This window comes from Geothrix sp., from assembly GCF_049292215.1.
Taxonomy (GTDB): domain Bacteria; phylum Acidobacteriota; class Holophagae; order Holophagales; family Holophagaceae; genus Geothrix.
The window spans coordinates 41,596-53,757 of sequence record NZ_JBATQW010000057.1; the positions used below are offsets into that span (position 1 = coordinate 41,596).

11 protein-coding genes are annotated in these 12,162 nt (G+C 67.6%); 6 read left to right on the top strand and 5 right to left on the bottom strand.

Annotated features, from left to right (window positions below; genetic code table 11):
• Positions 1–10: 10 nt before the first annotated feature.
• The 5 genes from WAS25_RS09355 to map are packed head-to-tail and all read right to left on the bottom strand — an operon-like array spanning position 11 to position 7,446.
• The gene (locus WAS25_RS09355; protein WP_422311363.1) at positions 11–3,544 is read right to left on the bottom strand and encodes a PAS domain S-box protein; all 3,534 of its coding nucleotides are present in this window, start codon (positions 3,542–3,544) and stop codon (positions 11–13) included.
• Positions 3,545–3,585: 41 nt separating this feature from the next.
• Positions 3,586–4,641: an ABC transporter permease gene (locus tag WAS25_RS09360; RefSeq protein WP_422311365.1), complete on the bottom strand. Its 1,056-nt coding sequence runs from the start codon at positions 4,639–4,641 to the stop codon at positions 3,586–3,588.
• 2 nt (positions 4,642–4,643) lie between these two features.
• Positions 4,644–5,564, bottom strand: a complete 921-nt coding sequence (locus WAS25_RS09365; RefSeq protein WP_422311367.1) for an ABC transporter ATP-binding protein — start codon at positions 5,562–5,564, stop codon at positions 4,644–4,646.
• 50 nt (positions 5,565–5,614) lie between these two features.
• Positions 5,615–6,451 (bottom strand): 4-(cytidine 5'-diphospho)-2-C-methyl-D-erythritol kinase, encoded by an 837-nt coding sequence (ispE, locus tag WAS25_RS09370; RefSeq protein WP_422311369.1) that lies wholly within the window; start codon positions 6,449–6,451, stop codon positions 5,615–5,617.
• 5 nt (positions 6,452–6,456) lie between these two features.
• The gene (gene map / locus WAS25_RS09375) at positions 6,457–7,446 is read right to left on the bottom strand and encodes a type I methionyl aminopeptidase (protein WP_422311371.1); all 990 of its coding nucleotides are present in this window, start codon (positions 7,444–7,446) and stop codon (positions 6,457–6,459) included.
• On the opposite strand from map, the gene WAS25_RS09380 reads away from it, so the two are divergent.
• From WAS25_RS09380 to WAS25_RS09405, 6 genes are all read left to right on the top strand, one after another.
• Positions 7,423–7,632, top strand: coding sequence for a hypothetical protein (locus WAS25_RS09380; RefSeq protein ID WP_422311373.1), 210 nt, complete (start codon positions 7,423–7,425; stop codon positions 7,630–7,632). The genes map and WAS25_RS09380 overlap by 24 nt on opposite strands.
• On the top strand, positions 7,629–8,255 hold the full coding sequence (locus WAS25_RS09385; RefSeq protein WP_422311375.1) for a hypothetical protein: 627 nt from the start codon (positions 7,629–7,631) through the stop codon (positions 8,253–8,255). The genes WAS25_RS09380 and WAS25_RS09385 overlap by 4 nt, the downstream gene beginning before the upstream one ends.
• Positions 8,252–9,553 carry a hypothetical protein gene (locus WAS25_RS09390; RefSeq protein WP_422311377.1) on the top strand — a complete coding sequence of 434 codons (1,302 nt, stop codon included), beginning with the start codon at positions 8,252–8,254 and terminating at the stop codon, positions 9,551–9,553. The genes WAS25_RS09385 and WAS25_RS09390 overlap by 4 nt, the downstream gene beginning before the upstream one ends.
• A 74-nt stretch (positions 9,554–9,627) precedes the next feature.
• On the top strand, positions 9,628–10,959 hold the full coding sequence (locus WAS25_RS09395; RefSeq protein ID WP_422311379.1) for a hypothetical protein: 1,332 nt from the start codon (positions 9,628–9,630) through the stop codon (positions 10,957–10,959).
• Between the two features lie 8 nt (positions 10,960–10,967).
• Positions 10,968–11,510, top strand: coding sequence for a DUF1697 domain-containing protein (locus tag WAS25_RS09400; RefSeq protein ID WP_422311381.1), 543 nt, complete (start codon positions 10,968–10,970; stop codon positions 11,508–11,510).
• 51 nt (positions 11,511–11,561) lie between these two features.
• A complete protein-coding gene (locus WAS25_RS09405) occupies positions 11,562–12,137 on the top strand; it encodes a TMEM175 family protein (RefSeq protein ID WP_422311383.1) in 576 nt (191 codons plus the stop codon).
• Positions 12,138–12,162 lie beyond the last annotated feature (25 nt).

Genomic DNA, 12,162 nt, shown 5'->3' on the forward strand with positions numbered 1-12,162 from the left:
GTCCCGCCTCTCAGCTCCCCAGCACCCGCTGCAGCAGCAGGCGGAGTTCCTTGATCTGATAAGGCTTCTGCATGAATCCCGCGGGTCCCTGTCCGGAGAGGGTCTGCAGCGAGTCTCCCTCCGCGAAGCCACTGCTCAGCACCACGGGGACCGTAGGGTCCAGGTCGTGCATGGCCCGAAAGGCCTCCCGGCCGTCCATCCGGGGCATGGTGAGGTCCATGAGGACCAAGTCAGGCCTCGGGCGGGCCTCCCGGAAGCGCTCCAGAGCCTCAAGCCCGTCCCTGGCCGTCATGACCTCCAGGCCGATGGCCTCCAGGGCGGCCCCGATGGTCTGGAGGATGAGGTCCTCGTCGTCCACCAGGAGGACCCGCCCCTGGAGCCGTGTGGCGACCGCACCGTCCTGACCGGGATCCGCCGTGGGTGCCTGCTCGCCCGAAGCCGGGAAGCACAGGCGGAAGGTACTGCCACGCCCCACTTCGCTGTGGATCCGCAGCCCGGCCCCGTGGCCGCGCAGGATGCCAAGCATGGCGGACAGGCCGAGGCCACGGCCCGAGGCCTTGGTGGTGAAGAAGGGATCGAAGATCCGTGCCAGCACCTCCGGGGGCATTCCGATGCCTGTGTCCACGACTTCGAGCAGCACGTAGCGGCCGGGGGTGAGCGGTTCTGTGCTGTAGACGGAGTGCAGGTCCTGCTCCTCGAGACTGGCCAGGGAGGTCGAGAGGTGGATGACGCCTTCCCGGTCCCCGATGGCCTCGGCGGCATTGGTCACGAGGTTCATGACCACCTGCTGGATCTGGGCGGCATCGGCCAGGATGGCCGGGAGCCCTGGCTCCAAGTCGAACCCCAGGCTGACCTTTTTCGGGATGGACACTTCCAGAAGGTGCGTGACCTCGTGGACGACCGCGTTGAGGTCCTGGGGCTTCACCAGGAAGTGACCGCGCCCGGAGTAGGCCAGCATCTGCTTGGTCAGCTCCGTGGCCCGCAGCACCGTGGCCTCCATCCTGCCAAGGTAGGGCTGGGCGGCGGCATTCTCCGGCAGGTTCATCTGGGCGAGGTTCAGGTTGCCCAGGATCACCGTGAGCAGGTTGTTGAAGTCGTGGGCGATGCCGCCGGCGAGAATTCCAAGACTTTCCAGCTTCTGGGACTGCTGCAGCGCCTCCTCCACCTGCAGGCGCTCCGTGATGTCGAGCATATAGCCGAGGTAATAGGAGGCGTTGGAATCGGGGCTGGCCTGGGCCGTGAAGTCCTGGAACCACCGGTATTCGCCCGCCGCATTCCTGAGGCGGTACCGCTGCTCATAGTGGCTGAGCCCTCGGCTGCGATAGGCACTGGATTCCTGGTGGATTCGCCCCCGGTCCTCGGGGTGGACTAGGTCGTTAAACAGGAAGCGTCCGGAGGTCAGATCCTCTGGCGCATAACCAAGGAGTTTTTGGACATTGGGGCTGATGTAGTCCACAGGCCAGGGCGGAGCCGCGCCCCAACGGACCACCATCACCGGCCCGCCCACGAACAGCCCTCGCTCCGCCCGGAGGGTGTCCTCTGTCTGCTGGTGCTCGGTCACGTCCGTGGCGATGCCGATGACACTCTCCACCTGCCCCTGGTCGTTGCAGACCGGAGTTAGGAAGTTGTCGAAGAGGCGTCCGGCCGCATGGGTGATCTTGCGGGAAGCCTGACCGCCCAGGGCGTCCCGGATCTGGGCCACCGTCTCGAGGTCGTCCTGGTACACCTGGAGGGCGCTCAAGCCCACCACCTGGCCGGGAGAGAGTCCGAGGTGGGCCAGACCGAGCCCTTCGGAAATCAGGAAGCGACCTTCGGGATCCAGCTGGTAGATCACGGCCTCGGAGTTGGCCAGCACCGTCCGTAGCCGCTGCTCGGCCTCGCGGAGGGCCGACTCGGCGAGCTTCCGGTCCGTGATGTCGCGGGTGACGGAGAGCAGGCAGGCCACGTCGCCCACTTCCATGATCTTCCCGGACATCTGGCCGGTGATGAGGCGGCCATCCTTCCGCCGGAAGGTGATCTCCAGTCCACTAAACTCACCGTGCTGCCGGATGAGCCCCACGGCCTGGTCACGGTCCCTTGGATCCGCCCAGATGTTCAGCTCCAGGGCCGTGCGGCCGAGGACCTCCTCGCGCGTCCAGCCGCTGATCTTCTCGAAACCTTCACTAACCTCGAAGTAGGTCCCGTCGCTCAGGCGCGTGAGGTTGATGGCATCCGGGCTGGCCTGGAAGGCCTTGGAGAACTTGTCCTCGCTGGCGCGCAGGGCCTCCTCGGCGGCCTTCCTGGCGCTGATGTCGCGAACGTGCGTGAAGCCGACCTCCCGCCCTTCAGCCGCCAGGAAGCTGCTGCTGATCTCGACCGGGAAGATTGAGCCGTCCTTGCGCCGGTGCCAGGTCTCCTCGCGGTTGGCCCCGCGGGACCGGAGCCGCTCCCAGCGGAGGGGCCACTGGTCGGGAAGGACCCGTGGGTCCACGTCCCACACGTGCATGCCGAGAAGTTCCTCCCGGGCATAGCCCAGGGAGCCACAGGCGGCCTGGTTGACGAAGACGAAGTGCCCCGCCTCGTCCATACCGAAGACCGGATCGATGGCGCAGTCCATGGCGGCGGTCAGGACGCGCTGCTCGGACTGGGCACTGGCCCGTTCGACCGCCAGGGCCACCTGGGTCGAGACGAAGGCCAGCAGGTCCCGTTCCTGGGTGCTGTAGCGGTGGCCGCCCTCGTAGCTCTGAACGACCAGGGCCCCAAACACACCGGCTTTCCCTTTCAGGGGAACCCCCAGCCAATCCAGGGACAGCGTGCCGAGGGGCTCCACCTCGCCCGTGGCCTCGAGCGCCAGCAGCGCCTCCTGGTCCACGAGGAGTGGCTGGCCCCGGCGCAGGACATAGGCTGTCAGCCCCCGGCCGAGGCGATGGGTGGGTGGCGCGGGGTCCGACTGGTCGATCCAGTAGGGAAAGGACACCATCTCGGACGCCGGGTCCCAGAGGGCGAAGTAGAGGTTTTCCGCAGGCATCAGGTCGCGGACGATGGCATGGACCCGGGGGAACAGATCCTCGGTGTGCCTGGATTCGAGGGCTGCCTCGGCGATGCGGTAGGTCGCCCGTTGGGTGAGCTCGGCCCGCTTCCGGGCCGAGATGTCCTGGGCGACGGCGATGACCACGGGCTGCCCCTGGTGGGTAGCGGGATACAGCCGCACCTCCTTGGGGAAGGTGGTGCCATCCTGCTTCCGGCCCCAGTATTCGAACTGCTGAGGCACGCCCTGCAGGGCCTTGCCGAAAGCCTCGGCCACTGCGTCGAGGTCGTTCCGTCCTGGCGCGGAGAGCACTTCCGGGGTCTTCCCGATGAAGAAGGCCCGCGGATACCCGTACATCCTCGCCGCGCCCTCGTTCACGTCGAGGAAGCGTCCTCCGGCGTCCTGGACGTAGATGGCTTCCGAGATGGCGTCGAGCATGCCCTGGGTGGCTTCGAGCCGCACCTGCAGGCCTTCAGCCCGCTCCCTGAGGGCTTCGAGCGACTCCTGGGGCGTTCCGGGTGGGTGTCCAGCGGTCATATCCCCATCATCGGCCTGGAACAGGCAGGGGCAAAGTCCTGTCAGGCCCAGCGGAAGCGCTTCACCGCGAGAGCAAAGGCCGCCAGTCCCCAGACCAGCACGATGGTCAGGCCCAGCACGTGACCCGCCAGCCCGGCACCGTCGTTGAACACGGCCCGCAGGGCCCGGATGAAGGGGGCCAGGGGCATTCCCGCCACCAGGTACTGCAGCCAACCAGGGGCGGAGTCCAGGGTGAAGTAGACGCCACTGAGCATCATCAGGGGGAAGAAGACCAAGTTCGAGATGGCCGCGTAGCCCTCCGAGGTCTCGGCGAAGCCGCTCAGGGCGAAGCCGAAGGCCATGAAGCAGCCCGTCCCCAGGGTCATGATGAGCAGCAGGTCGAGGAAGGAGCCCTGGTTTTGGATGCCGAAGACCAAGCGGCCCACCAGCAGCAGGATGGCGGCCTGGACCACAGTCACCGTCAGGCGGTGCAGCACCTGACCCAGCAGGAAGATCCACTTGGGCAGGGGCGTGACGGCCAGGCGCCGGAACTTGCCCTTCTCCCGGTAGGACACGTTCACCATCCCCACGCTGAAAAGGCCCATGCTGACGAGGTTCAGGCCCAGCAGGCCCGGCAGCAGGAAGGAGGCGTAGTTGGTCGAGCGCTTGTGGCCGGGGCTCTCGACCTGGGTGGGAATGCGCTGGGGTTCCGGGGCGCCGCTCAGGCGGGCCTGGGCCATCAGCCAGGCCTGGTTCACCAGCCCCGCAGTGGCGCCGGCCTGGGCCATGAGGTAGCTGTTCAGGCGCAGCCGGTAGCCCTCGCCCTCGGGCTCGAGCTGGGCTGCGGTCTCGCCCCTGGACCAGCGGGCCTCGGCCTCCGCCTTCGGGAGAGACTGGACCTGGAGGTGGAGGTCCTTCAGGGCCTGATCAAGGGCTGCGTCCCGGGGCGTGGGGGCCGGAGACTGCACGCGGACCACGGAGAGCTTCGGGCCGCCACCACCCCGGAAGATCGTTCCGAAGCCCAGCAGGAGGACCACCGGGAAGGCGAAGGTCCAGAACATGGCCACGCGGTCACGGCTGTAGAGCCGCCATTCCATCAGAAACTGTCTCCAGATCATGGCTACTCCCTCAGGCTCCGGCCCGTGCGGTGGAGGAACACGTCCTCCAGGGTGGCCCGGCGGATGTGGACCTGCTGGAAGGGGACGGCGGCCGACTCCGCGGCTTCGAGCAGCCGAGGCAGGAGGGCCTTGGGATCCGGAGTGGGGAGCTCCCAGAGGTCGGCCCGGCGCTCCACGGCCTGGCCGAGCCGCGCGGCGAAGGCGGCAGGATCGGGTGCGGCCCCCTCGAAGGTGAGTTCCACCACGCTGGGCAGCTCAAGGTCCGCGATCAGGGAAGCGGGTGTGCCCGTGGCGATGACCTTGCCGTGATCCATGATGGATAGCCGGTCACAGAGGGCTTCGGCCTCGTCCATGTAGTGGGTGGTGAGCACCACGGTGCGGCCCTCGCCCTTCATGCGGCGTACCACGTCCCAGAGGCTGCGCCGGGCCTGGGGATCGAGGCCCGTGGTGGGCTCATCGAGAAACACCAGCTCCGGATCGTTGACCAGGGCCAGGGCTAGGGCCAGGCGCTGCTGCTGCCCGCCGCTGAGGGTGATGTGGTAGGCGTCGGCCTTGTCCTCGAGCTGCACGAGGCTAAGCAGGTCCTTGGAGGTGCGGCACCGGGGGTAGTAGCTGCCGTAGAGGTCGAGCGCCTCGCGCGGGGTGATCTTGTTGAAGAGGCTGGTGCTCTGCAGCTGGACGCCGATGCGGGACCGGATCTCCTGCCCGTCCTTCTCCCAGGTCAGGCCCAGGATCTCGATTTCGCCGGCATCGGAACTGGTGAGGCCCTCGATGATCTCCAGCGTGGTGGTCTTGCCCGCCCCGTTGGGACCCAGCAGGCCGAAGACTTCGCCCCGGGCGACCTCCAGGTCCACGCCAGCCACGGCGACGACCTTGGGGAAGGCCTTGCGGAGACCGCGGATGCGGAGGGCCGGAACGGACATGGAAACCTCGAATGTCACAGATACCACGGGGAATGGCTGTCCGGACAGGCTCAGACTGCCCAGACGCGCCAGCTCGGGTGGGAGGTGCGCAGGGACTCGGCGGTGGCATCCCGCCGGGTGACCGAATCGTACCGTGCCGCCCAGCAGCTGCCGGACCCGCAGAGCAGGGGCTCGCCGCCGGTGGCAAGGAGGGCCTGGCGCACGCCGACCAGCTCGGGGCATACCTTCAGGGCCGCCTCGGTCAGGTCGTTGCGCCAGGGCGGAGCGGCACCCTCGGGCAGGGAGGGCAGCGGTTCGGGGTCGGGGTAGCCCACCTCCTGCAGGGCCCGGTACACGGCCGGGGTGCTGACGTGCAGGCCCGGATGCACGATCAGGAGCGGCTCCAGGGCTACGGGGGAAAGGGGGAACACCCGCTCGCCGCGGTCAAGGCCCAGGACCGTGCCACCCAGGAGGAACAGGGGGACGTCGCTGCCAAGCTCACTGGCCAAGATCAGAAGGGCCTGGTCCTCCAGCCCCAGGTCGAAGAGGCGGTTGCCCAGGCGGAGGACGGCGGCGGCGTCGCTGCTGCCACCGCCCAGTCCCGCGCCGTGGGGGATGTGCTTCTCCAGCCTCAGCCGGGCGGGCAGGGGACGGTCCGCCACGCGCTCCAGCTGGCGCCAGGCCCTGAGCACCAGGTTGGTCTCATCGGCCACCAGGCCTTGGCCGGTGGGGCCGGAGATCTCCAGTGAGAGGCGGGCCGCAGGCTCGCCATCAAGCTGGTCGGTGAGCTCCGCCACACCCTCCAGCACCGTGGTCACCAGCTCCAGCTCGTGGAAGCCGTCAGCTCGGCGACCGAGCACGGCAAGGAACCGGTTGAGCTTGGCGGGGGCCTGGATCGCGAGCGCCATGGCCCCTACAGCCCGTCTTCCAGCTCGAACTCGGGATCCGGGATGCTGAGGATCTCCGGGCCATTCCGGGTGATGGCGATGTCGTGCTCGAACTGGGCGGAGAGGCCGCCGTCCTTGGTGCGGACGGTCCAGCCATCGGCCTCCACCAGGCACTTGTGGCTGCCGGTGTTGAGGATGGGCTCGATGGTGATGGTCATGCCCGGCTCCATGCGGAAGCCCGTGCCAACCTTCTGCTCGGCGAACACCACCTGGGGGTCCTCGTGCAGGTCACGGCCGAGGCCGTGGCCGATGTATTCGCGCACCACGGAATAGCCACGTTCTTCGGCGAAGGACTGCACGGCGCAGGCCATGTCGCCCAGGCGCAGGCCGGGCCGGCAGTGCTCGATGCCCACGAACATGGCCAGTTGCGCCGTCTGGATGAGCATCCGGGCTTCTTCGGTGATCTTCCCCACGCCCACCGTGAGACAGGTGTCGCCGTGGAAGCCGTCCAGCTTGGCCCCGCAGTCGATGGCGATGATGTCGCCCTCCTGCAGCACGTACTTGGAGGGGATGCCATGCACCACCTTGTCGTTCACGGACGTGCAGAGGGTGCCGGGGAAGCCGTGATAGCCCTTGAAACTGGGCGTGGCGCCCTGCTGGCGGATGTAGGTCTCGGCGATCTTGTCCAGTTCCAGCAGGCTCACGCCGGGCCGGGCCGCCCGGGCGGCGATGCGCAGGGCGTTGGCTGCCAGTCGGCAGGACTCCCTGAGCTTGTCGATCTCCTTCTTGCTCTTGTAGCGGATCTGTTCGCGGATCAGGACCGGCCCCCTCGGGCTCCAGTCTATCGGTAGAATGTCGGCATGGCGCGACCTTCGACGATCCCGGTGATGACAGCGGTCCTGGCGGGGCTCCTCATCGGCTGTCGCGGCGTTCCCGCGCGACCCGCCTCGGTTCCAGCGGAGGCCGCCTGGGGCGGCGAGGGCCGGCAGGGCGTGTTCCTGAAGGTCGGCGGACACCAGGGCACCCTGTGGCAGCTGCAGGTCTGGGACCGGAAGGGCCAGCCGCTTGGCTCAGGGACGTTCAGGCTCCGTGGTTTTGCAAAGGCGCAGATCGTGCCCGAGGAGATCCTCGGCTGGGAACAGGGTGCGCTCCACCTGAAAGACGGCACCTGGCTTGTGCCCGAAGCACCGGCCCCGAAGTGACCGCCTACACCCGCGAGGAGAAGGACTGGCTGGAGCGCGAGTGGGCCTTCCGCGCCTGGGGCCGCGCCGGGCTGCTGTCCACGGACGACTATCGGCAGGTGCTGGCCTGGGAAGCCCTGGGTGTGCCCATGGACCTGGTGGTGGCCGCGCTCAATGCCTTTTTCGACCGCCGGGAGAAGCGCGAGAAACCGCGCACCTTCGTGGCCCTCAAGCACCTGGACCGGGACGTGGCCAAGGCCGTGAAGCTGCGCGAGTCCCTGCTGCGTGCGGGACCCGCCATGGATGCCGGCAATGAGTGGGCCCTGGTCCTGCCGCCCCTGCGGGAGGATCCCGCCGCCAGGGCGGCCTTCGAGGCCTGGCAGCGCCTCCAGGCCTCGGCCCCCTCCCCGGAAGCCGCCGGCTACCTGGCCCACCATGACCAGGAGCGGGAGGCCCGGAGCGCGCTGCTGGCCTTGGCCGAGGCCGCCCTGGGGCCCGCCGCCGAGGCGCTGCGGGAAGAACTCCGGCAGCGCCTAAAGGCAGCGGACATGACGGAGGGCAGCCTCGTCTGGAAGCGGGCCTGGAACCACCACTGGGCCCGGCTCGTGGCCTCGGCCTGGAGCCTGCCGCTGGGTGGCGCATGAGTGCGGAATCGAATTGGATCCAGGAACTCGAGACACCCTCTGAGGGCTTCTTCGGGGCCTTCGCGGAGCGCCTGGCCGCACCGGACGGCCAGCGGGACCTCCTGCGCGAGGCGCTGAAGACCCTCATCCCTCGCATCGACTGGGAGGCCTATCTGCCCCATGTCCCCCACGGGCTGCTGGGCCTGCGGGCGGTGCTGCGGCTGCAGCCGCTCCTGGGGGAGCGGAGCTTCCAGCGGGCCCTGGCCATCCAGCTGCACATGGCAGCCACGGAGGGCCGGCGTCCGGCCCCGGCAGCGGCCCAGGTGTCGACGGCCAAGGGCAGCGGCAGCTGGCGCAACCTGGAGGGCTTCATCCAGTCCCGCCGGCCCGGCCTGGCCTTCGCCGAGGCCCAGGGCTTTGAGCTGCCGGACCTGGAGGACTTCCAGCGGCTGGGGAGGCTGACGGAACTGGACATGGCCAACGTTGGGCACAAGGCCGTCGTCTGTGATCACCTCGGGGATCTGCACGGTCGGCTGGAGCGGCCGAAGGCCACGGGCCGGCGGTTGTTCGGGCTTGCCGCCTGGCTGGCGGCCACGCCGGAGGACACCTTCTGGGCCCGTCGCGCCGCCAAGCGGCTGGCGGAATCGGAGGTGCAGGTGCCCTGGATCGCAGCCTCCCTGGATGAACCAGGGTGGGACGAACAGGCCCGCGACCTCTGCGACCTGGGCCTGGTGGCCCTGCTGGATCGGCTCGCTGAGCGGTTGAAGGGCTTGCAGGGGGCCGGGGATACGCTGGCCGCCCTGGTCCTGGCCGCCTCCGAGAAGCAGCTGGACGCGCGGCGGGACCTGGAAGGCAAGACCGCCTGGACCTTTGCCTACCTGGCCACCCTCGCCCGCACCCGCCCCTCGGATCCACGGATCTGGTGCCAGGCCGCGGCCCTGGTGAACCTCTTCCCCACGGACGAGCCCGAGGACCGCGTGCAACCCACGCCCGTGGACGCAGCCACGGTGGAGACCCTGGTGGAAGCGGTGCTCGATATCGAACCCGCCCTCGCCATGGGGCACGCCCAGGGTCTGGTGCGGAGCGGGCAGGGTGAGGCGGTCCTGCGGGGCCTCGCCGAGGCCGCTACCCGCAACGATCCCACCTTCAATCACGCGCACCAGCTGCTGGCCGTGGCGGCAGCGGCGGACCTGCTACTCGAGCTGCCCGTTCGTGCCCAAGAGGCGATGCTGGTGGCCCTGGCCAAGAACCTCGCCAACAGCCAGGGCAGCGGGGACCTGGGACGGCAGGCGGACCGGGCGCTGACCCATGGTGAGTGAAGGCGGAATCGCCCATTGAATTCCGGGGGCATCGTCTGCACCGCTATCCTGACGGCGCTTTCCTTGGAGATCTCATGCGGGTGATGAGCGGGCTGATTCTTGCGGGTTGCTTTGCCTTGCTTCAGGCTCAGGCACCGCAGGCCATGGGCCCCGCGGCTCAGATGCTTGACCTGAACTTGCGCCAGATCAAGGGCGGCCTTCTCGTGGTAGTGGATGGTCCCAAAAGTGAATGGAAGAGCAAGGTGGATGCCCTGACCTCGGATCCCGATTGGCTGGATTCGGAAATTGGGGTCTCCTACTACGGATCAAAAGCCGCCGAGGTCGAGACCCTTCTGCGCCAGAAATACCAGGCCGGACCTCGCCCCCAATGGGTGCTGTTTGGCGCGGGACCACGGGTGGTGGCGACCGGGGGGAGCGTGCCGGATGCCAAAGCCATGGCGAAGATCATTGAGGAGAATGCCGTTCGTTCTGCGCTGCAGATCCTGAGGGATTTCGTACGGCGCAACCCAGATCATCTGGAGGCTCGGGGAACCTTGTGCGCCTATATCCGGCCCAAGGCCTCGAAAAGGACCCTATTGAGCACTGGCGGGAAGGTGGAACCCATGCGCCCAGCGGATGAACCTTACGACTACGCCAAGATTCAGAAGGAAAGGGATGCGAAGGAAGAGGCCAAGGTCCTGGAACCCCAGGAGGAGAAACCGCCGGTTCAGCTTGGACCTGAAGAGGATCAGGCTATCTGGGGAGAGCTGGCCGGCCTGTTCACCAAGTCCTTCCGCAGTGGGGATTGGATCGAGATGCAGGCCTGGCACCTGACGTTGGATGAAACGGCTGTCCACAGCCCACTCATGCAGGAGATGAGCCGGGAGGCAGTGTCGGAGGTGGAACGGGCGCTTGTCCGCCATCCGACCGCTTGGAACCTCTGGCAGACCTGGCTGGGACTGACGCGCACCTTCGGCGGGAAACCCATCCGCCCCCTCCTGGACAACCTCGTACCCCTGCCCACGGAATCCCCCATGGCGTGGCCCCCCTATCCGGTCCGGGACGCCTACGTGAAGGACGCCCGCAAGCGGAAGGACTGGACGGGCATCCGGGACCTACTGCTGCCCCAGATCGAGATCAACCGCCTGTGGGAAGCGGCTCAGGACCAGAAGACGGAATATGTGCTCCGGAAGGACGGCAAGATCCAGGAGAACACCGAAACCGGGGACTACTGGCGCGGCACCCTGGAACCCCTGGTGGAGGCCCTGCTCTGGCTGGGAGATGCGGGCCAGGCCGACGACCTCGTGCGGGACCGCTTCGGCAAGCACCCCTGGTCAGGACTTCCCACACGGGCCGCCGGATTGGCCCTACGCTGCAATCAGCCGAACCTCGCCGCCCAGTGGCGCGCGCTGGGTGGCGGGAAATAGGGATCCAGATGCCGAGAACCTTTGCCTTTCTGCGTGCCATCAATGTAGGCGGGCGCACGGTTCCCATGGCCCAGTTGAAAGCGTTTTTCGAAGGGCTCGGACTGGAGAGCGTGGAGACCTTCATCGCCAGCGGGAATGTCGTCTTCGATGCTTCCACCGAAACGGGTGGGCCCCTGCAGCGGCGGATTGAAGGCCACCTCCGGGAGTCGCTGGGGTACGAGGTCGTCACGTTTCTTCGCACGAGCCGGGAACTGGCGGCCCTCGTGAAGGGCTGCCCCTTTGATGCGGAGGAAGTGGCGGCCGCCGAGGCCCTGAATGTGGCGCTGCTCCACGCACCGCTGTCCGAGGAAGCGCAGTCGCGCCTGCAGACCCTGGAAACCGAGGTGGACGCGTTTCGCACCTCGGGCCGCGAGGTCTGGTGGCTGTGCCGGGTGAGGCAAAGCGATTCAGCCTTCTCCAACGCCGTCTTCGAACGAACCGTGAAGGCCAAGGCCACCTTCCGCGGGTTCAATACCCTGCAGCGTCTGGCGGCCAAGTACCTGAAGGCTTGACCCCGGCACCGCGGGCCATGGAACAATCGCGGAGCCAACCTGGAGGGTCCCATGGGGAAGAACCGGCTCGAGGCGTTCAGCGACGGCGTGCTGGCCATCATCCTCACCATCATGGTGCTGGAGCTGAAGGTGCCCCACGGGGACTCCTTCACGGCCCTGGGCACACTCCTGCCGACTTTCGTGAGCTACGCGCTGAGCTTCATCTACATCGCCATCTACTGGAACAACCACCACCATCTGCTGCACGCGGTGAAGAAGGTGAACGGACCCATCCTCTGGGCCAACACCCACCTGCTGTTCTGGCTGTCCCTGGTGCCCTTCGCCACGGCCTGGATGGGCGAGAACCACTTCGCGGCCCGGCCTGTGGCCCTCTACGGAGGCATCCTACTCATGGCCGGACTGGCCTACTACCTGCTGAGCCAGTGCCTCATCCACTACCAAAGGTCAGGCTCTGCGCTGGAAACCGCCGTGGGCAGCGACTTCAAAGGGAAGCTGTCCATCGCCATCTACGCTGTGGCCATCCTGCTGTCCTTCGCCAACCGCTGGCTGGGCTTCAGCCTCTACTGGGTGGTGGCCTTGATGTGGCTGATCCCGGATCGGCGCATCGAGCGGGTCATTTCCGAATAAGCCGATGCGCCTGTCGCCCAGGCGC